Origin of the sequence: Rathayibacter tanaceti, from assembly GCF_001634385.1 — a bacterium.
GTDB lineage: Bacteria > Actinomycetota > Actinomycetes > Actinomycetales > Microbacteriaceae > Rathayibacter > Rathayibacter tanaceti.
The window spans coordinates 1-20,479 of record NZ_LIIN01000024.1; the positions used below are offsets into that span (position 1 = coordinate 1).

The following is a 20,479-nucleotide window of genomic DNA, read 5'->3' on the forward strand; positions in this document are numbered from 1 at the left end:
CGCTGAAGGCCAGGTCGTCGGCGTAGCGCGTGTAGCGTGCGCCCGCCGCCTCGGCGTACCCCGCCAGGCGCGCGACGAGTCGGCGTAGCGCGACGTTCGCCAGCGCGGGAGACGTGGGGGCGCCCTGCGGCAGGTGGGCGAGCGAGAGGGAGCGGCGCAGTGCGGCCCGCTCCTCCGGGGTTCCGCCGGAGGGCATCCGACGCAGCACCGCGACGGGGACCTCGTGGGTGCAGAGCCCGGTCAGCGCGTGCGCGACGCCCTCGGGCAGCCCCTCGGCGCGCAGCACGCCGAAGACCCGCGGCGCCGTTACCTGCGCGAAGAAGCGCTGGAGGTCGAGCGTCACGACCATCGCGGCACCGGCGTGCACCGCGGCACCGCTGATCGCGCTGCGGCCGGGCACGAAGCCGTGCACGGCGGGATGCACGGGGGCGAGTCCGACCAGCTGGTCGAGGACGCTCCGCTGGACCGCGCGCAGCCGTGGCCGCGGCACCTCGAGCAGCCGCGGGGCACGGCCGGGCCGCTCGCGCCAGACGTGGTCGTAGTGCTGCACCGGACCCTCGGGGGCGCGGCGGTTCCAGTGCTGCACGTCGGCGAAGGCCTCCAGCTCGCCGGGTGTCAGGGCGAGCAGCCGCGCGAGGTCGCCCCAGCCGTCGATCCGCGGCACGGGGGAGGAGGAGGCGCTCGCCCGGGCGGCGACAGGAGCGAGGTGCGCGACTCCGGGCTGGGCGCGGTCGGGGAGCAGAGCGTCGAGGCAGCGTGCGAGTTCACGGGGGGCGTCGAGGGGAGGATGCGGGAACGCGACGAGCACCCCGGCGACCACCCTGGCGCGCCAGCGCCGCCGGGCGCCGAGCGCGTCGACCGCGGCCGCCGAGAGCGCATCGGCGGTCCACTCCGCGCCGAGGAAGGCGTGCACGAGCGTCTCGACCAGCACCTCGCGTCCCTGCACCGCGCCCCCTCCGCACTGCGCCCAGCCTAGATCGGCACCGAGCCGAGATCGGCCCGCGATGCCTAGGCTGGAGGCGTCGCCCCTCCGGGCGAGGCGGACGGGGCACGCGCTGCTCCGTCCTCTCCGGGGTCACCCCGGGGCACGTGGATCAACCAGGCATCGCGCCGCAGGCACCCGCCCGCGCTGCGCGCGGCTCAGCGCCCGCACTTCTCGACAGGTCGCCCGGAGGGAGGCACTCCCGCTCGACATATGCAAGACTACGCATATGAACAGGGATTCGAGGATCTGATGGCCCATGCACACGGCACGCCCGCCGGCTCCGCTGCCGCACAGCACCGGCGCCCTCTCGTGGCCGCCTTCGTCCTCACCGCGGCGTTCATGGTCGTCGAGTTCGCGGTCGGAGTCTCGACCGGCTCGCTCGCGCTGCTCTCGGACGCCGCACACATGGGCACCGACGTCCTCGCGCTCGGGATGTCGCTCGCTGCGATCACACTCGCCGCACGCCCGGCCGCGAAGGGACGCACCTACGGCTCCTACCGCCTCGAAGTGCTCGCCGCCCTCGCCAACGGCCTCCTGCTGTTCGCCGTGGCCGGCTTCGTGATCGTCGAGGCGGTGCGTCGCTTCGCCGAGCCACCCGCAGTGCCCGGCGGGCCCCTCCTGATCACCGCGATCGTGGGCCTGCTGGTGAACCTGGTGAGCCTGCGCCTGCTCGCGGCCGGCGCCCGCACGAGCATCACCCTCCGCGGAGCCTCGCTCGAGGTGCTCGGGGACGCGCTCGGCTCGGTCGGCGTGATCGTCGCGGCCATCGTGCTGCTGACCACCGGCTGGGCATGGGTCGACCCGATCGTCGGCGTGCTGATCGGCCTGATGATCCTGCCGCGCACCTGGTCTCTGACACGGCAGGCGCTCGGGATCCTGATGGAGTCGGCTCCCGCGCACATCGACCTGGAGGCGCTGGAGCGCGACGTCTGCGCGGTACCCGGCGTTCTGGCGCTGCATGATCTGCACGTCTGGACCATCACCTCTGGGATGGAGACCGCCAGTGGCCACATCGTGGTCGCCCCGGACGCCGACTACCGCACCGCTCTCGGTCGGGTGCTCGCCGTCCTCCGCGAGCGCCACGGCATCGAGCACGCCACCATCCAGTGCGAGCCGGAGTCCTTCCCCGAGACGACGCACCGCCTCTGAGCGGCGCCCCACGATCCAGCAGTCGTCGCGCTCGAGGGCCGCGTGCGACGACTGCTGGATCGTCGCGGCAGCAAGGGTCCCGCTCGAGCGGAGCCCGCGCCTTCCGCTTGTTGACGTGGACATGTAGGGTCGGCCAGCAGAGCGTGTTCACGTGAACACCCTCCTATTTCGATGGCGAAAGAGAGAACGCATCAATGTCGATGTCCTTCAGAAGGGTCGCCGCGCTCGCCACGAGCGCCGCCCTGGCCACAGGAGCCCTGCTCGCGATCCCCGCGGCAGCGGCACCCGCGCAGGCCGCGGACACGTTCCGCATCACGCCGAACCCCGCCTTCGCCGGTGAAGCGTTCGAGGGCTGGGGCACCAGCCTCGTCTGGTTCGCGAACGCAACCGGGAACTACCCCGAGGCCCTCCGCGAGGACCTCTACCAGAAGGTGTTCGGCGAGGACGGCCTCGACCTGAACATCGCCCGCTACAACATCGGCGGCGGCAACGCCTCCGACGTGCAGGACTACCTCCGCCCCGGCGGTGCCGTCGAGGGCTGGTGGAAGCCCGACACCACGGGAGCCGCGTACGGCGGCACCACGACGAACTACGCCGACCGCGCGGCCCTGCTCGCCAAGTGGAACGCCGACGACCCCGCCTCCTACGACTGGACCGCCGACGAGACGCAGCGCTGGTGGGTCGAGAAGCTCGCCGCGGAGCAGCAGATCTCGCACTGGGAGGCGTTCGCCAACTCCGCCCCGTACTTCATGACCGAGAGCGGCTACGTCTCGGGAGGCTTCACCGCCACGAGCGAGCAGCTCAAACCGGCCGCGGAGCAGCAGTTCGCCAAGTACCTCGTCAACGTCACCGAGCACGTGGAGGACGAGTACGGCATCGAGTTCGACACCCTCGACCCCTTCAACGAGCCCAACACGAACTACTGGGGCACGCAGCTCACCAACGGCGTCCCCACCGGCGGACGGCAGGAGGGCATGCACATGGGCCCTGCCCGACAGGCCGATCTGATCCCGGACGTCGCCGCCGCGCTCGAGGCTTCGACCACCGACGCAGGCCTCGCCGCGATGGACGAGACCAACCCCAGCATCTTCACGACCAACTGGGCCGCCTACTCCCCGGCGATCCGCGCCGAGGTCGACCGGATGAACGTGCACACCTACGGCACTTCCGACCGCCTCGCCGTGCGCGACCTCTCGAAGCAGGCCGACACCGACCTGTGGATGAGCGAGATCGAGGGCAACTGGGTCCAGGGCTACGACCCCGCCAACATCGAGAACGGCCTCGGCATCGCGGGCCGCATCCACGACGACCTGCGCGAGCTCGAGCCGAAGGCCTGGGTGCTCTGGCAGCCGGTCGAGGACCTCTACAACATGAGCCCGAAGGGCGAGAACCTTAACTGGGGCTCGATCTTCATCGACCTCGACTGCCAGCCGTACCAGGAGGCGGGCGGCGAGCTCTGGAAGTCGGCCCGCCGCGTCGCCGACGCCGGAGGCGACTCCACCAAGGCCCCCGTCTGCGGAGTCGAGACCAACTCGAAGTTCAACACGATCCGCAACTTCACAACGTTCATCTCTGAGGGCGACCGCCTGATGTCGGTGAACGACACCGCCAGCACCGCCGCGATCCGCGCCGACGGCACGGGCGCGACCATCGTGCACAGCAACACGGCCACGGCCTCGCAGACCATCACGCTCGACCTCTCGCGCTTCGGCACGATCGCCGACGGCGCGACGGTCACGCCCTCCGTCACGACCCAGGCCTCCTCGGCCGCCGCACCCACCGGCAACGCGCTCGTGCAGAAGACCGCGGTCGTCATCGATCGGGAGTCGCGCACCGCGACGGTCACCGTGCCCGCCAAGTCGGTCACCACCTTCGCGATCGACGGAGTGTCGGGAGTCGCCGACTCCGCCCCCGCCCTGCGCGACGGCTACCACTACCAGCTGGTCGGCACGCAGAGCGGCAAGGCTCTGACCGCAACGACGACCGGAGCCGCGACGACGATCACGACGCTCGCCACCGACTCCGCCGCCGCCGCGAAGCAGAACTGGACGGTGCACGAAGTTCCGGCCGGCGAGCGCGAGGCCACCCGCCGCGTCGTCCTCCAGACGACCGACGGACGCGTCCTCGGCGCGACGACCGCCGGGACCGACCTGCGCTCCGTATCGGTCGACTCCGCCAAGGCCACCGCGGCGACGCGCTGGATCGTGAACTCGACCGACGGAGTGAACGTCACCCTCGTCAACGAGTCGATCGCCCAGTCGCTCGACGTCAACGGGCAGTCGAGCGCCGAGAACACCGCGGTGGGCGTCTACGGCTCGAACGGCGGAGCGAACCAGTCGTGGACCCTCCGCGACCTCGCCCCGGCCGCGACGCAGACGGTCGCCGTCCGCACCACCGTGGGCGTCGCTCCGACCTTGCCCGCCTCGATCACCCCGCAGTACTCGTGGGGCGCCGGCTCGCCGGTCGCCGTCACCTGGCAGCGCCCGGCCGACGCGGCCTACGGCACCGCCGGCCGCGTCGAGGTGAAGGGCACCGCGACCGACCTGTTCGGCCAGTCGATCCCCGTCACCGCGCTCGTCGACGTGGGCGGACTCACCGCGACCGACCCGGTCTCGGTGACCGTCGCCTCCGGAGCGAGCGTCGCCGGGGTGAAGGCCGCCGCACCCACCACCGTGCCGGCTCGCGTCGGAGCCTCGACCAGCACCTTCGCGGTGCCGGTCACCTGGGACTGGACGCCGCTCACCACGGCCTCCCTCGCCCAGCCCGGTTCCGTGCCGATCACGGGAACCGCGACCGCCGACGGCGCCACGCTTCCGGCCACCCTCACGGTGCTCGTCACCGCGGGCACGCTCCGCAACGTCAACCCCGATGCGGGCATCGTCGCCAGCGCGACGTCGGCCGAGTCGGGCTACGGACCGGAGCGCACCCGCAACGGAGTCGACGGTGACAAGGGCTGGTCGAACTGGGTCAGCGGCACCAAGGCCGCGCAGAGCACGCTGACCTACACCTTCCCCGGAGCCCGCCAGGTGCAGCGGGCGTCGGTGCAGTTCTTCCGCGACGGCACGAACAGCTGGGCGCAGAGCGCGCAGCTCCAGTACCGCGCCGCGGACGGCACGTGGACCTCGGTCCCCGGCTGGGAGACGGCGCAGCCCGTCGCCTCCCCCGCCGACGGCACCGCGCCCACGCTCGTCGCGAGCTTCGCGCCGGTCACAGCGACCGCGTTCCGCATCGTGATGAACGCCAACGCGAACACACACATGATCGTGTCCGAGGTGAAGCTGTTCGAGTCGGTCGCGTCGCCCGCCGCGGTCAGCGCCCTCGGGGCGCTGCGCGTGAACGGAGTCGGCGTCGCCGCCTTCGACCCGGCCCGCACCTCCTACGCGGTGACCGTCAAGGGCACGACGATGCCGGTGATCACCGCGGCGGCCACCGACTCGGCGGCCCGGGTGCGCGTCACGCAGCCGACCACGGCGAACGGCGGAGTCGCCTCCGTCGCCGTGACCTCGGCCGACGGGACGTCGACCACCACGACGACGGTGACGGTGACGCTCAAGCAGCCCGCCGCCCTCGCCGTCGCGGTGACCGCGACGACCCGCTGCATCACCGGCACGGTGACGCTCACGGTCACGGCGCTGAACAACGCCGGCGTCCCGGTGTCGATGACCGTGGCCTCGGCCTACGGCTCGAAGGAGTTCACCGGAGTCGCCCCCGGCAAGAACGCCAGCGCCGCCTTCTCGACGCGTGCCGCCTCGGTGCCCGCCGGCGAGGCGACCGTCACCGCGACCGGGACCGCCGGCGGCACGACCGTGACCACGGTGATCCCCGCCGCGTACGCCGCGCGCAGATGCAGCTGACGCGCGACTCCTCGTGACCGCCTCCGCCCCTCGGGCCGGGGGCGGTCACATCGTCCACGGCCTCGTAACGAAGGCTGGATCGCCCGAATCCTCGAGAATTCGAGGGGATTCGACCCTCCAGCCTTCATTGTGCGTACTCAGCTGTGGAGTCAGTGCGCCTCGGCCGGCTGACCGCGCTTGAGCAGGCGCGAGACGCCCGTGATCACGGCGACGACGATCAGGCCGAGCACCAGCCCGAACACCATCGAGACGGCGGTGTCGGCGAGCCACACCACGACCGGTCCGGCGCCCTCCACCGCGTGCGTCACGACGTGTACGACGTCCTCGGGCCCGTGCCAGAACGTCTCGGCGAGGTTCGAGATGACCAGGTGGCCGCCGACCCAGAGCATGGCGAGCGTTCCGACGATGCTGATCGCGCGGAACACGACGGGCATCGACGCGACGACTCTGGCTCCGGCCCGGCGCACACCCCGCGCGGCGTTCTTCATCAGCCGCAGGCCGATGTCGTCGATCTTCACCAGCAGCGCGACGGCGCCGTAGACGAGCAGCGTCATCCCGAGGCCGACGATCGCCAGGGCACCGAGCGTCGGGCCGATACCCCCGTCGGTGTCGAGCCCGTCGAGCGCGATCAGCATGATCTCGGTGCTCAGGATGAGGTCGGTGCGGATGGCGCCGAACACGAGCTTCTTCTCGTCGCGCGCCTCCGGTTCGTGGCCGCCGTGCTCCACGCCGAACCACTCGAGCACCTTCTCGGCGCCCTCGAAGCAGAGGAAGGTGCCGCCGAGGATCAGCAGGTAGGGCAGCACCCACGGCGCGAACGCCGAGAGCAGCAGGGCCAGGGGGATGATGATGACGAACTTGTTGAAGAGGCTGCCGAGCGCGATCCGCCAGACGACCGGCAGCTCGCGGGCCGGCGTCAGCCCCTGGACGTACTGCGGGGTGACGGCCGCGTCGTCGATCACGACGCCCGCCGTCTTGGCGCTCGCCTTCAGTGCGGCGGTGAGGATGTCATCGACAACCGCGAGCAGGCCGACCGACATGTGCGTCTCCTTGTGCTTCCGGGGTGAGGAGGCTCACAGTATCGCGCGCCGGGACTCCTCCGACGACGGCTCCGCGCGTGCGACCTGCGGAGCTCCGAGCGACCTGCGGCAGCGGAGCGCGAGAGCACTCTGCCCGGCCGACCCGTCCGAGAGGACCGCGGAAGCCCCGCAGCTCGCACGTCAGCGCGACTCAGGTCGGCGCCGGCCCCGTGCTCTCGCGCACGATCAACTCGGTCGGCACGAGCGTCACACCCGAACGCTCGCCCGACTCGAGCTCGCGCAGCAGGATGTCGACCGAGCGGCGGCCCGTGTCGCCGAAGAACTGCCGCACGGTGGTCAGCGGCGGCCAGAAGCTCGCCGACTCCTGCATGTCGTCGAAGCCGACGACGCTGATCTCGCCCGGCACCGCGCGGCCCGCCTCGTGCAGCGCCCGCAGCACGCCCAACGCCATCTGGTCGTTGGCGGCGAAGATCGCGGTCACCTCCGGGTCGGCGGCCAGTCGCCCGCCGAGGCGGTATCCGGAGTCGGAGGACCAGTCGCCGACGAGCATCTCGGGCACCGGAGCGCCGTGGGCGCGCAGCGTCGACTCCCACGCCTCGTGGCGGCGCTCGGCCGAGTAGGAGCGACCGGGGCCGGCGATGTGGTGCACGGTGCGGTGGCCGAGTCCGAGCAGGTGCTCGACCGCTTGGCGCGCCCCCGAGACCTGGTCGGTGTCGACGACCGGGTACTTGTCGCCTCCGGCCGAGTCGACGACCACCACAGGCAGCTCGGGCGGGAGGACGATGTCGGCCTCGTCGAGCAGGTGCGCCTCGACGATGATGATGACGCCGTCGACCGCCTCCTCGCTCAGCCGGTGGAACGCGACCGTGACCTCGCCCTGGGTGGGGTGCGAGACCGGGATGAGGGTGATGGAGTAGCCGGCATCCGCTGCGGCGATCGCGATCGCGTCGAGGGTGCGCATGTTGCCGAACGAGGACAGCGTGAACATGATCACGCCGATGCTGTGGAAGCGGCCGGTGCGCAGGGCCCGGGCGGCGCTGTTGGGCCGGTAGCCGAGCGCGCGCATGGCCTCGAGCACGCGCTCCCGCGTCTCGCCGTCGACGTTCTGCTTGCCGTTCGAGACCCGCGACACGGTCTGCCCCGAGACGTTGGCGCGCCGGGCGACATCGGCCATCGACACTCCGCGGCGCGGCCTCGCGGAGGCGGGAGTGCGGTTGGTTTCGAGTGCCATGGGGTTCCTTCTCTCCCGCGCTCTCCCTCGCCAGTGGTGCAACGTCGAGCGACCGTGCCACGCGAGCAGTCGCGGGTGGTGACGTGGACATGCTACGGTGGCGCTCTGCCATGTTGACGTGAACATGACCAACCGGCACGACTCCCGAACGGACACCCATGACGACGACGTCTCCCCCCGTCCCGCTGAGCGAGGTGGCACCTCCAGCGCCGCCGCTCGCGACTCCCCGCTCGCGCGCGAAGAGCGAGTGGAAGGGCCTGGCGTTCGTCGCCCCCTTCCTCGTCGTGTTCCTCCTCGTCTTCATCGCCCCGGTCGTCTACTCGATCTACCTCAGCCTGTTCCGCGAGCAACTCGTCGGCGGCAACTCCTTCGTCGGATTCCAGAACTACGCCGCGATCTTCAGCGACCCGAACTTCTGGGAGGGCTTCGGCCGCGTCCTGCTGTTCCTGGTCGTGCAGGTGCCGGTGATGCTCGTGCTCGCCCTCGTCGCGGCCCTCGCGATCGACAGCGGACGCCTGCACGGCACCGGTTTCTTCCGCATCGTGGTCTTCCTCCCCTACGCCGTCCCCGCGGTCGTCGCGGTGCTGATGTGGGGCTTCATCTACGGAGACACGTTCGGCCTCGCCGCGAACGTCAACGACCTGCTCGGCTCCGACGTGGTGCAGCCGTTCTCGCGCGACTGGATCCTCGCCTCCATCGGCAACATCGTCACGTGGGAGTTCGTGGGCTACAACATGCTCATCTTCTACTCCGCGCTCAAGACGATCCCCGGTGAGCTCTACGAGGCCGCCGAGATCGACGGCGCCGGCCCGATGCGCGTCATCCGCTCGATCAAGCTGCCGGCTCTGCGCGGCGCGATCGTCATCGCGACGATCTTCTCGATCATCGGCAGCTTCCAGCTGTTCAACGAGCCCAACATCCTCCGGACGCTCGCGCCGAACATCATCACCACCTACTTCACCCCGAACATGTACGCCTACAACCTGTCCTTCGCCGGTCAGCAGTACAACGCGTCGGCCACGGTCGCGATCGTCATGGGAGTGATCACCGCGGTGATCGCCTACGTCGTGCAGCTCCGCGGCGCACGGAAGGAGAACTGATGGCCCTCGCGACCGCTCCCCGAGCCGGAGGCGCCTCCCCCAGGCCCCGCCGCGGCTCCTCCGTGCAGCCGAAGAAGTCGATCGCCTTCACCCTGCTGATGTCGGTCTTCATCCTCTACAGCCTCGTGCCGCTGGCCTGGCTGGTCATCAACGCGACGAAGACCCAGGCGGGCCTGCTCTCGAGCTTCGGCCTCTGGTTCGACGGCGACGTCGTCTTCTTCCAGAACATCGCCGACACCCTGAGCTACCGCGACGGCATCTTCCTCCGCTGGCTGGGCAACACCCTCCTCTACGTCGTGGTCGGTGCCGGAGGCGCGACGCTGCTCGCCACGCTCGCCGGCTACGGCCTCGCGAAGTTCCGCTTCACGGGCCGCAAGGCGGTCTTCGCCGTGGTCCTCGGAGCGATCGCGGTGCCCGGCACGGCCCTCGCCGTCCCGACGTTCCTCCTGTTCAGCCAGCTCGGCCTCACCAACACCCCGTGGGCGATCATCATCCCCTCGCTGATCAGCCCGTTCGGCCTCTACCTGGTCTGGGTCTACGCGGTGGAGTCGGTTCCCACCGAGCTGCTCGAAGCGGCGCGGATGGACGGGGCCGGCGAGTTCCGCACCTTCTTCACCATCTCGATCAGGCTCCTCGCCCCCGGCATCGTGACCGTACTGCTGTTCTCGGTCGTCGCGACCTGGAACAACTACTTCCTGCCGCTGATCATGCTGAGCGACCCCACCTGGTACCCGCTCACCGTCGGCCTCAACCAGTGGAACGCGCAGGCCACCGGCGTCAGCGCCCAGCCGATCTACAACCTCGTGATCACGGGCTCGCTGCTCACGATCATCCCCATCGTCGTCGCCTTCCTCGGACTCCAGCGCTTCTGGCAGTCCGGCCTGAGCGCCGGCAGCGTCAAGGGCTGAGCCCCCCCCTACCCCGGTCGGAGCGTCCTGCCCCGCACCACCTGCAGCACCCGCAGCACGAAGAAGTGAAGGGAAACACCCCAGTGAAAAATGACACTGTGAAAAATGGCACCGTGAAGACCGCCCGCTCCGCCCTCAGGCGGACCCTGACCGTCGCGGCCGTCGCGGCCCTGGCCGCCGGCTCCCTCGCCGCCTGCTCGTCCACCTCCGGCGGCGGCACGACCAGCGCCGGCTCCGCCGCCGACCTCGACGCGGCCCTCGAGGCCGGCGGAAAGATCACCTACTGGAGCTGGACCCCCAGCGCCGAGGCGCAGGTCGCCGCCTTCGAGAAGGCCTACCCCGAGGTCGACGTCGAGCTCGTCAACGCCGGCACCAACAAGGACGAGTACACCAAGCTCGAGAACGCGATCAAGGCCGGCTCCGGTGCTCCCGACGTCGTGCAGATCGAGTACTACGCCATGCCGCAGTTCGCCCTCTCGGACTCGCTCCTCGACCTGTCGCAGTACGGCATGGGCGACCTCGAGGACACGTACTCCGCCTCCACCTGGGGCAGCGTGAACATCGACGGCAAGCTCGTCGGCCTCCCGCAGGACTCAGGCCCCATGGCGCTGTTCTACAACAAGAAGGTCTTCGACCAGTACGGCATCGCGGTCCCCGCCACGTGGGACGAGTACGTCGCGGCCGCCGAGAAGCTGCACGCCGCCGACCCCTCGAAGTACATCACCGCCGACACCGGCGACGCGGGCTTCGCGACCAGCATGATCTGGCAGGCGGGCGGCACTCCCTTCACCACCGACGGCACCGACGTCACGATCGACCTCGCCGACGAGGGCACCGCGAAGTGGACCGGAGTCTGGGACAAGCTCGTCGAGGGCAAGCTGCTCTCGGACACCCCCTCCTGGGGCGACGAGTGGTACAAGGGCCTGGCCGACGGCTCGATCGCCTCGCTGGTGACCGGCGCCTGGATGCCCGGCGTGCTCGAGTCCAGCGTCCCCGACGCCTCCGGTGACTGGGCCGTCGCGCCCATCCCCACCTACGACGGCACCGCGGTGAGCGCCGAGAACGGCGGAGGCGGCCAGTCCGTCACCAAGCAGAGCGAGAACCCGGCGCTGGCCGCCGCGTTCCTGCGCTGGCTGAACAGCGACCAGGCCTCGGTCGAGGTGTTCCTCGAGAGCGGCGGCTTCCCGGCGACCACGGCCGACCTCGACAACCCCGACTTCACCGGCCAGGAGTCGGAGTACTTCGGCGGTCAGAAGATCAACGAGGTGCTGACACAGGCCTCGAAGGACGTCCGCTCCGGCTGGTCGTACCTGCCCTACCAGGTCTACGCGAACAGCGTCTTCGGTGACACCGTCGGCCAGTCCTACGCCAACGGCACCAGCCTCGAGAAGGGCCTCGCGGACTGGCAGAGCACGCTGGTCCAGTACGGCAACGCGCAGGGCTTCACGGTCTCGGAGTAGCACCCACTGCCCGAGGCGGGGCCGGCCGGATCGCTCCGGTCGGCCCCGCCTCGTCCCACCCCGGGCTCGACGACCTCGCGCTCGACGCATCCCGAGCCCGATGAGCCCGAGCCCGACGACCCCGAGGGGGATCCAGATGACCACCGTTCCCGAGAGCCGCTTCGCCATCGGCGCCGACGACTTCGAGCTCGACGGCCGCCCGCACCGCATCCTGTCGGGGGCGCTGCACTACTTCCGCGTCCACCCCGACCTGTGGGCCGATCGGATCCGCAAGGCCAGGCTGATGGGCCTGAACACCATCGAGACCTACGTCGCCTGGAACGCGCACGAGCCCCACCGCGGCGATTGGCGCGAGGACGCAGGGCTCGACCTCGGCCGCTTCCTCGACCTCGTCGCCGCCGAGGGCCTGCACGCGATCGTGCGGCCCGGCCCCTACATCTGCGCGGAGTGGGACAACGGCGCCCTCCCCGCCTGGCTGTTCCGCGACCCCGAGGTGGGCGTGCGCCGGTCGGAGCCGCGCTACCTCGCTGCCGTGAGCGAGTACCTCCGCCGGGTCTACGCGATCGTCGCGCCGCGCCAGATCGACCTCGGCGGGCCGGTCGTCCTCGTGCAGATCGAGAACGAGTACGGCGCCTACGGCTCGGACAAGGAGTACCTGGCCGAGCTGGTGCGCGTCACCCGCGACGCCGGGATCACGGTCCCGCTGACCACCATCGACCAGCCGACGCCGCAGATGCTCGCCGACGGCAGCCTCCCCGGCCTGCACCTGACCGGATCGTTCGGCTCGCGCGCCGCCGAACGCCTCGCGACTCTGCGCGAGTTCCAGCCGACCGGGCCGCTGATGTGCATGGAGTTCTGGTGCGGCTGGTTCGACGACTGGGGAACGCAGCACCACACGACGGATCCGGACGCCTCCGCGCGGGAGCTCGAGACCCTGCTGGCGGCCGGCGGGTCGGTCAACGTCTACATGTTCCACGGCGGCACCAACTTCGGGCTCACCAGCGGAGCCAACGACAAGGGCCGCTACGCAGCGATCACGACCAGCTACGACTACGACGCTCCGCTGGACGAGGCGGGCGACCCGACAGCCAAGTTCTGGGCGTTCCGCGAGGTGATCGCGCGCTACGCACCGGTCCCCGCGGAGGTGCCCGCCGTGAGCGGTCCCGCCCCCGCCCTCACGGCTCCGCTGGTCCCGGGGCCCGCGCTGCTCGGCCTCGACTCGGCGTTCGGGCCGCCCGCCCGCCTCGACGCGATGGCGACCTTCGACGATCTGGGCCACGACGACGGGTTCGTTCTGTTCACGACCGTTCTCGACGGCTCCTCCGCACCCGCCCGCCTCGTGGTGGGCGAGGAGGTGCGCGACCGCGCCTGGGTGCTGCTCGACGGCGCGCCGGTCGGCGTGCTCGCACGCGACCACCACGAGCGGGCGCTGATGCTCCCGAGGGGGAGGGGCGAGCTGGCGATCCTGGTCGAGAACCAGGGCCGGGTGAACTACGGAGCGCGGATCGGCGAGCACAAGGGCCTGGTCGGCGGCGTGCGGCTCGACGAGGTGGAGCTCGAGGGCTGGACGGCACGGGCGCTCGTACCGGACTGCGTGCCGGAGCTGGTGGAGGCCGGCGCGGCGGGGACGGCGTTCGCCGCGGGGCCGCAGCTCGCCTCCGGTGTCGTCGAGCTCGACGAGCCCGCCGACCTGTACCTCGACACGCTGCACTGGGGCAAGGGGCTCGTCTGGGTGAACGGGTTCCTGCTCGGCCGCTACTGGCGGCGCGGACCGCAGCGGACGCTGATCGTGCCCTCACCGGTCACCCGCGCCGGACGCAACCGCGTGGTGATGCTGGAGCTCGAGGGGGTCGCGGAGCCGGAGATCCGGCTGCTGGCCCGCGCGGAGCTGGGGCACACCGAGGTCTGACCTGCAGAACGAAGGCTGGGAGCGTCGAGGGACGCCAATCGGCGTCGATCCGGCCGCCTGGCCTTCGTTATGCAGGCACCGCCGCGCCGCCGGCGCTCTGCCGGCGTCAGGCGCCCTGGTGGGCGAGGTGCTGCTCGCCCTCTCGGGCTGCGCGGGATCCGACACGACGAGCAGGGTCTCGACGCTGCGCCCGTTCACCCCGACGCTGCCGTCCCCGACGCCCGCGAGAGTCCGCCTCAGGCCAGCCACGAGAGGGTGCCGCCGTGGGCGGCGGCGCTCGCCAGGGGGACACCGTCGGCGGCGAGGAGAACGGGGTCGGGTCGGGAGCGACGCGACCACCGCGCGCCTCGACCAGGTGCGGGAGCAGCGCCTCCGCCTCGAGGGTCACCAGGCTCACGCCACGGTCGGCCACCGTCGCCAGCACGCTCTCGCGCGCGTCCCACGGCAGGTAGACCAGCGTGCCGAGCGAGACGACCACCGTGCGCACCCCGCGGGGCACCGCGTCGAGCAGGGCCGGCAGCCCGGCCGCGGCATCGCCCGCGGCGATCACGGGTGGATCCTCCCGCAGCACCGCCAGCGCCTCGCGCAGCCGCGCGGTGCGCTCCGGCCGGTCGGGTGGCAGCAGCGCCTCCAGCCAGGCACGGTCACCGGCCGCGCGCACGTCGAGCGGACGCAGGTCGAGGCCCCGCCGCCAGGCCACGACCGGAAGCCGTGAGGGGCCGAACCTCCCGTCACCGTGCAGCGCAGGAGGGGCGCGCCGGCCCCCAGCCGCACCTCCCCGCCCGCCGCCTCGAAGGCATAGGAGTACCGCTCCGGCACCAGGCACAACCCTGCCGAGGCGCCGATCTCGACGAGCGCGACCGGCTCGCTCGGCTCGGTGATCCGCTCCAGTGCCGCCACGAGCGCGGTGCAGCGCAGGGCCTCGTTCGTCTGTGTCCTCCGCTCGGAGGCGACCGGCGCCACTCGCGCCCACTCCACCCGGAGCCACTCCGCGAAACCGGCACCGTCGACGTCCGGCACTCCGAGCAGCCGCGCCACCGAGAACAGAAGCGACGGCTGCCGGTGCTGCACCGGGAGGCCGTCGATCAGGTCGAGGAGGCGGGCGTCTCCGGCCACGGCGAGCGCCCACTCCACCTGCCGCTGCGAGGTCTGCGCGAGTTCGACGGCGGCGCGACGGTAGCGCTCGGCGGTGGAGGTCATGCCTCCATCCTGCGGGAGGAGGCGCAGCGCCCGATTCCGCGTCCGCCGACGAATCCCTCCGCCCTCGCCGCGATCACCGAGCATCACCCACGTCCGAGCCCCTCGGCACCGAGGAATCCCCACCTCCGACACCGCCCTCCTGGGAGTCCGCACCACGCGTTTCGCATTGCGGATACCCGCACGCGCGCGCCGGTCGAGGCGCGTACGGTCGCAGAACAGCACGAGGGACGGCCACCGGCTGCACCGCCTCCAGCGCGGTCCGTACGGCGCAGTCCCCCGCCATCTCTTCACCCCGACGACACCCGTCGGGGATCCTCCCCGAGTCGCGGCCGGCACCGCGACGTCAGCACAGAACGGCGGCACCGACCATGGGCGCACTCCTCTACGGCACTCCTCCCACTTCGCACGAGATCGACGACCGGGCGCTCGCGCACCTCCAGATCGTCATGATCAACAAGTTCCGGCGCGACGAGGCGTTCGCGTTCCAGCTCGACGCCTCCAGCGCGCACGGCACCGGCCGGCAGACGCTCTGGCTGCACCCGACCATCCCTCTGCAGTTCTCGTTCCACGGCAGCCGCATGCCGGCTATCAACGCCGGCTGGGTGCGCGCGCTCATGGAGGAGGCGAACAGCGGCCGCGGCCTGCGGATCGTCGCTGAGCCGGCCCAGCAGCAGGAGTCGTCCGGGCTCACGCACGCGGCCTGAGCAGCTGATGACGCGCCACGCAGGACTGCCGAGCGCTCCTCCGGGTGCGACCGGGGCGACCGACGTCGTCGACTTCGTGCAGCTCGCCGGGTCCGTGGACGGCGCGGGCTTCGAGTGCTCGTCGACCGTCGGCGGCGTCAGCGGCGGCCTCTGCCTCACCGAGGACGCGCTGGTGCTGAGGGGCGGCGGCGCCTCGACCAGGGTCGGCACCCGCGACATCCGCTCGTGGCAGGCCACCCCGACCGGTGCGACCTTCTCGCTCGCCGTCGAGGCCCGAGCCCGGCACACCGTGGTGCTGCTCGCACAGTTCCAGGCAGCCACCGTGCAGGCCATGACCCGCGCGGCCGGACCTGCGTCCAGTCCTGTCCGCTGAGCGAATTCCCCGGACGGGTGACAGGCCTGTCGGCGCTCCGCGTGCGAGTCTGTGGAGGATGGAACAGAACGGCGGAGTCGTCCGCTCCGACATCGGCGGGCGGGACATCGAGCAGGCGCGGGCGCTCCTCGAGCGCTCCTACAACGGACACCGCTTCGTCGTGGAGCCGAGCGCGGACTTCTCCTACCGCTACACGGCCGTCGGCGACGGCGACGTCACCCTGCGCGGGAGCCAGTTCGCCGGCTCGGTGCAGGGCTCGATCCAGACCCAGGGCGAGTACGTCGTCTCGTGGCTGACGGCCGGCGAGGGTGTGACGGACCTCGACGGCGACACGGTGGAGCTCGGATTCGGGCAACCCGCCGTGTTCGTCAACGGTCGGCCCAGCCGCTTCGAGTTCCACGACTACCGGCAGAATCTCATCCACTTCGACGGCTCCTACCTCGAGCGCATCGCGGAGGAGGTCGAGGGCACCGGCGGCGGCCCCCTCCTCTTCGACACCACGGCGCGGCCCGAGGGGGAGGCGCTGCGGCGCTGGTCGGCGACCGTCGCGACCGTCGCGCGGGTGATCTACGACGCCGAGAGCTCGCCGCTGCTTCGCAGTGAGGCCGACCGCGCCGTGGCCGTGGCCCTGCTCGAGACCTTCCCGCACGCCGCACTCGACACCCCCGGCGATCTCGCCGTCCCCCGCTCGGGCCGCCTGCGCCTGGCGATCGAGTTCATGTACGAGCACGCGCACGAACCGCTGCGCACCGAGGCGATCGCGGAGGCGGCCGGCATCGGCCTGCGCACGCTGCAGAGCGAGTTCCGCCGCGAGTTCGGCTTCACCGCCGTCGACTACTTGCGCCGCATCCGGCTCGACGGGGTGCAGAAGGAGCTGCGCGCCGGCGACTCCGGAGTCGTCAGCGTGAGCGAGGTGGCACGGCGCTGGGGCTTCGCGCACCTGGGGCGGTTCTCGGCCTCCTACGCCCACCGCTTCGGGGAACGGCCGAGCACCACGCTGGATTCGTGAGGGCGGGCGAGCGGGCGTGGATCAGAAGTAGTCCGTCTCGTCGTCGTCGTCCTCGGACCGCGCCTGGATCGTCGGCCGTGCCGGCTGGAGGCGCCGCGTCTTCTCGCGCATCGACTCGACGACCGCCGGGTCGTCGAGGTCGACGCCGCGGTCGAGGACCGGACCGCTGAAGAGCTGGCTCGCGGGTCCGATCAACAAACGCGTCTCGCCGCGCAGACCTTCGTCCGAGAGCGACGGCACCACGACGAAGTCCGACTTGCTCACGTTCGCGAGTGCCTGCGCGTACTCGACGACCGCTCCGCAGACCTCGTCCCCCAGCAGCACGTATCCGCTCGCGTAGTACAGCTTCTGCATCTCGCCCCTCCCGGACCCCCGAGCCGTCCCTCCCGGTCGACCTGTCCTCCGACGCTAGGACCGCGCCGAACGGGCGCCCCACCCCTTGACGGGGGTGGGGCCGAGGGGTGAGGGTCCGCCCCGCGCCGAGGCGCTGTCGCACAGGCCCCGTGCCGTGCCGTTAGCGGGGATCCAGTCGGGAGCTCTTCTGCGCCCCGATGTCCGAGGTCGACGGGTACCGGCAGGTCAGCTCCGGTCGAGAACGGCGCGCGCCAGCGACTCGAGGCGCGCCCGGTACTCCGGCCACCACATCTCCGGCACGGACGGCAGGTTGTCGCCGGGCGCTCGGAGTCCGACGCGCCCGTCGATCAGCTCACGGGCGATATCGGCGTGGCCCGCGTGCCGGTGGGTCTCGGCGGTGATGTGGACGAGGATCCGGTGCAGCGTGACCTCCCGCGTGGTCCACCAGGGCACGACGCCGGGCGCGTCGAGCGGCAGGGCCGCGACCGTCGCGTCGGAGTGGGCCCACACGCGGCGGTACAGCGCGACCACATCGGCGAGCGACTCGTCGGCCGTCGCCCACATGTCCGAGTTCGGCTCCGACTCCTCTTCCATCCACGGCATCGGCTCGGGGAACGGCCGACCGAACACCGCCCCGAGGTAGCCCGCCTCCGTGCCCGCCACGTGCTTCACCAGGCCGAGCAGGTTCGTCCCCGTCGCGACCAGCGGCCGACGCACGTCGTACTCGTCGAGCCCGTCGAGCTTCTGCAGCAGGGCGTCACGCCCCTCCTGCAGGTACCGGAGGAGGGTCTGCTTCGCGTCGTCGCTCATCCCCCCAGCCTGCCGCGCCCCGCGTGGTCGCGCCAGCGCCCGTCGCGCGGCAGGGTGCCTCCGCACGCGGACCGGGATCAGCAGAGCCGGCGCCCGCGGAGAGCGTTCCGCACGGGCAGTGTGCGTGAAGAACGAAGGACGGATCGCTGTCCGGACGCCGGGATCCGCGGATCCACGGACCTCCGGAGCGATCCTTCCGTCGTTCTTCACCGATCCGGCGTCGCCGACCCCCGGAGCGGGCCGCCGCCTCCTCGCCCGCGATCTCCGCCAGCATCGGATGCGCCTCGACCAGATCCCGGTCGACGGCCCGTGACTCCTGCAACGAGTGTCACGGGCCGATCAGAGGAACCGGTCGCTCCCACGAGCCCTGGCACTCGGACCCCGAGCGCGGAAACTGAGGGGAGGACGCCGGGAGCCGTCGCTGCTTCAGAGGGTCGGTGAGAAGGGGTCGAAATCGACAGGGACAGCGGGCACCGGCGTCGACAGGGTGCTGCCGATCGCGACGAACTCGCCGGTCTCGGCTGACTCCTGTGCCGAGAGCATGACGTCGAGCACATGGAATCCGAGCTCACCAGTGGCGACGTGCGGGCGGTCCTCGGCGATCGCCCGGACCATGTCGAGAAGACCGAGGCCTCGGCCGACGACCGTGCCCTTCTGCTCGATCTCGGTCCACTCCTGCTCGCCCCAATCGCCGTCGGCGATCGACGTCGCGGCTTTCACGAACGCGGTGCGACCCTCGAACTGGTTCGGGTCGGGGATCACGAGGGATCCCTCCGTGCCGTGGACCTCGAAGACGCCGTGGCGCTCGAGCGCGGAGTCGAAGCTCAGCAGGCTCGATGCCTGCTGGCCCGCGGCGAACGAGGTGAGGACCTGCAGCGAGGTGGGGACCTCGACGGGGAACGTGGTGCCGGCGTCGGGTCCGGAGCGGATGACCCGCTCCTCGAGCTTCTTGCGCCCGAGGGCGGCGACCCGCTCGACCTGACCGAAGAGGCTGACGAGGCCGGTGAAGTAGTACGGACCCATGTCGAGCAGCGGTCCGGCGCCCTGGGCGAAGAGGAACGCCGGGCTCGGGTGCCACAGGTCGGGGCCGACGGTCTGGAAGGTGGTGGACGCGAACATCGGCTCGCCGATGACGCCCTCCGCGATCGCGCGCTTGGCCGTCTGGAAGCCCGGGCCCAGGACGGTGTCGGGCGCCGAACCCACGCGGAGCCCCTTCGCGGCGGCGTCCTCGAGGAGCCGGGCCGCTCCGGCGCGGTCGAGGCCGAGCGGCTTCTCGCTCCAGACGTGCTTGCCCGCGGCGATCGCCGCGGCCGAGACCTCGATGTGCGCGGCGGGGATGGTCAGGTTGACGACGACTTGCACGTCGGGGTGCGCGAGGACGTCCTCGGCGGAGCCCCAGGCGGGGACTCCGTGCTTCTCGGCCTGGCTCTTCGCCCGGTCGAGCAGCAGATCGCCGACGATGACGACCTCGACATCCGGGAACGACTTCAGGTTCTCGAGGTAGGTGTCGCTGATGACGCCGACTCCGATGACGCCGACTCCGATGGGACCGCTCATGCCGCGTACCCGCCCTTCACGAGGAAGTCGTAGCTCGCCTGGATGTCCTCGAAGACGTCTCCCGGGGCGTTGTCGTACTCGATGACGGCGTACGTGATCGCACCCTCGCCGGCCGCGAGCGCCTCGACGAGAGGAACGTGGCCCTCGCCCGGACGGCGCTGATCGAGGGTGTCCGAGCCGAACGCCGCGGCGCCAGGAGCGAACGGGTTCTCGGCCGGCGCGACGCCGTCCTTGACGTGCACGGCGACCAGGCGCGAGCCCAGCTTCGACACGAGCGCGGCACCGTCCTGCCCGCCGGTCAGCGCCCAGAACAGGTCGAGTTCGATCTCGACGCGCTCGTCGGTCGTCGCGACGAAGCGCTCGTACGCAGTCTGCCCGTCGAAGGAGGCGATGAACTCCTGCGCGTGGTTGTGGTAACCGACCTTGAGGCCGAAGGTCGCGGCGATCTCGGCAGCCCTGTTGAGGCGGTCGGCGATGTCGGCGACGCCGTCCTCGGTCAGCCAGCGCTCGACCGGGACGAAGGGATCGATCACGGTCGTGATGCCGATCTCAGCGGCGGCCGCGAAGACCACCTCGGGAGCGGGCGTCGGGATGGAGCCGTCCGGGGTCCAGAGCTCGTCGGAGAGCAGCGGAGCGTGACCGGTCGGCGAGGCGAGGCCGCTCGCGTCGAGGGCCGCGCGGATCTCGGCGGGGCGGCTCACGAAGTCGAACGCCTCGACGTTCTTCAGGCCGATGGCCGCGAGCTTGTCGAGCGACCCGTAAGGGTCGTCGGAGAACTCCTTGGCCAGCGTGTACAGCTGGACGGAAGCCAGGGGGAGGGTCATGGTCGGTGTCGC

Annotated in this window: 18 protein-coding genes; 9 read left to right on the plus strand and 9 right to left on the minus strand. The window is 71.3% G+C overall.

Annotated features, from left to right (window positions below; translation table 11 throughout):
- A partial coding sequence (locus tag ACH61_RS04785) for a reverse transcriptase family protein (RefSeq protein WP_068209235.1) occupies positions 1 to 946 on the minus strand: 946 nt, incomplete at its 3' end.
- A gap of 288 nt (positions 947 to 1,234) precedes the next feature.
- On the opposite strand from ACH61_RS04785, the gene ACH61_RS04790 reads away from it, so the two are divergent.
- Complete coding sequence (locus tag ACH61_RS04790) at positions 1,235 to 2,134, plus strand: cation diffusion facilitator family transporter (protein WP_068209238.1); 900 nt, start codon at positions 1,235 to 1,237, stop codon at positions 2,132 to 2,134.
- 194 nt (positions 2,135 to 2,328) lie between these two features.
- Positions 2,329 to 5,988 (plus strand): glycoside hydrolase, encoded by a 3,660-nt coding sequence (locus ACH61_RS04795; protein ID WP_068209241.1) that lies wholly within the window; start codon positions 2,329 to 2,331, stop codon positions 5,986 to 5,988.
- A gap of 149 nt (positions 5,989 to 6,137) precedes the next feature.
- Here ACH61_RS04795 and ACH61_RS04800 read toward each other — a convergent pair whose 3' ends face one another.
- Together ACH61_RS04800 and ACH61_RS04805 are read right to left on the minus strand one after the other, a co-directional pair.
- Positions 6,138 to 7,028 carry a DUF808 domain-containing protein gene (locus tag ACH61_RS04800; RefSeq protein WP_068209244.1) on the minus strand — a complete coding sequence of 297 codons (891 nt, stop codon included), beginning with the start codon at positions 7,026 to 7,028 and terminating at the stop codon, positions 6,138 to 6,140.
- A gap of 190 nt (positions 7,029 to 7,218) precedes the next feature.
- The gene (locus ACH61_RS04805; RefSeq protein ID WP_068209247.1) at positions 7,219 to 8,259 is read right to left on the minus strand and encodes a LacI family DNA-binding transcriptional regulator; all 1,041 of its coding nucleotides are present in this window, start codon (positions 8,257 to 8,259) and stop codon (positions 7,219 to 7,221) included.
- 158 nt (positions 8,260 to 8,417) lie between these two features.
- Here ACH61_RS04805 and ACH61_RS04810 point away from each other — a divergent pair, with 158 nt between their 5' ends.
- From ACH61_RS04810 to ACH61_RS04825, 4 genes are all read left to right on the plus strand, one after another.
- Positions 8,418 to 9,359, plus strand: a complete 942-nt coding sequence (locus ACH61_RS04810) for a carbohydrate ABC transporter permease (RefSeq protein WP_068209250.1) — start codon at positions 8,418 to 8,420, stop codon at positions 9,357 to 9,359.
- A 98-nt stretch (positions 9,360 to 9,457) separates the two neighbouring features.
- On the plus strand, positions 9,458 to 10,267 hold the full coding sequence (locus ACH61_RS04815; protein ID WP_236713544.1) for a carbohydrate ABC transporter permease: 810 nt from the start codon (positions 9,458 to 9,460) through the stop codon (positions 10,265 to 10,267).
- 113 nt (positions 10,268 to 10,380) lie between these two features.
- Positions 10,381 to 11,727, plus strand: a complete 1,347-nt coding sequence (locus tag ACH61_RS04820) for an ABC transporter substrate-binding protein (RefSeq protein ID WP_082845027.1) — start codon at positions 10,381 to 10,383, stop codon at positions 11,725 to 11,727.
- Between the two features lie 136 nt (positions 11,728 to 11,863).
- Positions 11,864 to 13,636, plus strand: a complete 1,773-nt coding sequence (locus tag ACH61_RS04825) for a glycoside hydrolase family 35 protein (RefSeq protein WP_068209254.1) — start codon at positions 11,864 to 11,866, stop codon at positions 13,634 to 13,636.
- Between the two features lie 106 nt (positions 13,637 to 13,742).
- Here ACH61_RS04825 and ACH61_RS04830 read toward each other — a convergent pair whose 3' ends face one another.
- Positions 13,743 to 14,297, minus strand: coding sequence for a DUF2332 family protein (locus ACH61_RS04830; protein ID WP_413784022.1), 555 nt, complete (start codon positions 14,295 to 14,297; stop codon positions 13,743 to 13,745).
- The gene (locus ACH61_RS18190; RefSeq protein ID WP_413784023.1) at positions 14,183 to 14,836 is read right to left on the minus strand and encodes a DUF2332 family protein; all 654 of its coding nucleotides are present in this window, start codon (positions 14,834 to 14,836) and stop codon (positions 14,183 to 14,185) included. Before ACH61_RS18190 ends, ACH61_RS04830 begins: the two co-directional genes overlap by 115 nt.
- A gap of 368 nt (positions 14,837 to 15,204) precedes the next feature.
- Here ACH61_RS18190 and ACH61_RS04835 point away from each other — a divergent pair, with 368 nt between their 5' ends.
- Genes ACH61_RS04835 through ACH61_RS04845 form a run of 3 tightly spaced genes read left to right on the plus strand, consistent with a single transcriptional unit; the run spans position 15,205 to position 16,922 of the window.
- On the plus strand, positions 15,205 to 15,540 hold the full coding sequence (locus ACH61_RS04835; protein WP_068209257.1) for a DUF7882 family protein: 336 nt from the start codon (positions 15,205 to 15,207) through the stop codon (positions 15,538 to 15,540).
- A 7-nt stretch (positions 15,541 to 15,547) separates the two neighbouring features.
- Positions 15,548 to 15,913, plus strand: a complete 366-nt coding sequence (locus tag ACH61_RS04840; protein WP_068209259.1) for a hypothetical protein — start codon at positions 15,548 to 15,550, stop codon at positions 15,911 to 15,913.
- A gap of 58 nt (positions 15,914 to 15,971) precedes the next feature.
- A complete protein-coding gene (locus ACH61_RS04845) occupies positions 15,972 to 16,922 on the plus strand; it encodes a helix-turn-helix transcriptional regulator (protein WP_068209264.1) in 951 nt (316 codons plus the stop codon).
- A 21-nt stretch (positions 16,923 to 16,943) separates the two neighbouring features.
- Here the strand turns inward: ACH61_RS04845 and ACH61_RS04850 are convergent, their stop codons facing one another.
- The 4 genes from ACH61_RS04850 to ACH61_RS04870 form a co-directional block, all read right to left on the minus strand.
- On the minus strand, positions 16,944 to 17,276 hold the full coding sequence (locus ACH61_RS04850; RefSeq protein ID WP_068209267.1) for a hypothetical protein: 333 nt from the start codon (positions 17,274 to 17,276) through the stop codon (positions 16,944 to 16,946).
- 225 nt (positions 17,277 to 17,501) lie between these two features.
- Positions 17,502 to 18,086 (minus strand): DinB family protein, encoded by a 585-nt coding sequence (locus tag ACH61_RS04855; RefSeq protein ID WP_068209269.1) that lies wholly within the window; start codon positions 18,084 to 18,086, stop codon positions 17,502 to 17,504.
- 426 nt (positions 18,087 to 18,512) lie between these two features.
- The gene (locus ACH61_RS04865) at positions 18,513 to 19,643 is read right to left on the minus strand and encodes a Gfo/Idh/MocA family protein (protein WP_068209274.1); all 1,131 of its coding nucleotides are present in this window, start codon (positions 19,641 to 19,643) and stop codon (positions 18,513 to 18,515) included.
- Positions 19,640 to 20,467 carry a sugar phosphate isomerase/epimerase family protein gene (locus ACH61_RS04870; RefSeq protein ID WP_068209277.1) on the minus strand — a complete coding sequence of 276 codons (828 nt, stop codon included), beginning with the start codon at positions 20,465 to 20,467 and terminating at the stop codon, positions 19,640 to 19,642. The genes ACH61_RS04865 and ACH61_RS04870 overlap by 4 nt, the downstream gene beginning before the upstream one ends.
- Between the last annotated feature and the right edge of the window lie 12 nt (positions 20,468 to 20,479).

Bases quoted from the DNA above. Each gene is read 5' to 3' on its own strand.
- ACH61_RS04790 (WP_068209238.1), top strand. From the start codon at position 1,235: ATGGCCCATGCACACGGCACGCCCGCCGGCTCCGCTGCCGCACAGCAC.
- ACH61_RS04835 (WP_068209257.1), top strand. From the start codon at position 15,205: ATGGGCGCACTCCTCTACGGCACTCCTCCCACTTCGCACGAGATCGAC.
- ACH61_RS04810 (WP_068209250.1), top strand. From the start codon at position 8,418: ATGACGACGACGTCTCCCCCCGTCCCGCTGAGCGAGGTGGCACCTCCA.
- ACH61_RS04845 (WP_068209264.1), top strand. From the start codon at position 15,972: ATGGAACAGAACGGCGGAGTCGTCCGCTCCGACATCGGCGGGCGGGAC.
- ACH61_RS04815 (WP_236713544.1), top strand. From the start codon at position 9,458: ATGTCGGTCTTCATCCTCTACAGCCTCGTGCCGCTGGCCTGGCTGGTC.
- ACH61_RS18190 (WP_413784023.1), bottom strand. From the start codon at position 14,836: ATGACCTCCACCGCCGAGCGCTACCGTCGCGCCGCCGTCGAACTCGCG.
- ACH61_RS04840 (WP_068209259.1), top strand. From the start codon at position 15,548: ATGACGCGCCACGCAGGACTGCCGAGCGCTCCTCCGGGTGCGACCGGG.
- ACH61_RS04855 (WP_068209269.1), bottom strand. From the start codon at position 18,086: ATGAGCGACGACGCGAAGCAGACCCTCCTCCGGTACCTGCAGGAGGGG.
- ACH61_RS04795 (WP_068209241.1), top strand. From the start codon at position 2,329: ATGTCGATGTCCTTCAGAAGGGTCGCCGCGCTCGCCACGAGCGCCGCC.
- ACH61_RS04805 (WP_068209247.1), bottom strand. From the start codon at position 8,259: ATGGCACTCGAAACCAACCGCACTCCCGCCTCCGCGAGGCCGCGCCGC.
- ACH61_RS04850 (WP_068209267.1), bottom strand. From the start codon at position 17,276: ATGCAGAAGCTGTACTACGCGAGCGGATACGTGCTGCTGGGGGACGAG.
- ACH61_RS04800 (WP_068209244.1), bottom strand. From the start codon at position 7,028: ATGTCGGTCGGCCTGCTCGCGGTTGTCGATGACATCCTCACCGCCGCA.
- ACH61_RS04865 (WP_068209274.1), bottom strand. From the start codon at position 19,643: ATGAGCGGTCCCATCGGAGTCGGCGTCATCGGAGTCGGCGTCATCAGC.
- ACH61_RS04825 (WP_068209254.1), top strand. From the start codon at position 11,864: ATGACCACCGTTCCCGAGAGCCGCTTCGCCATCGGCGCCGACGACTTC.
- ACH61_RS04870 (WP_068209277.1), bottom strand. From the start codon at position 20,467: ATGACCCTCCCCCTGGCTTCCGTCCAGCTGTACACGCTGGCCAAGGAG.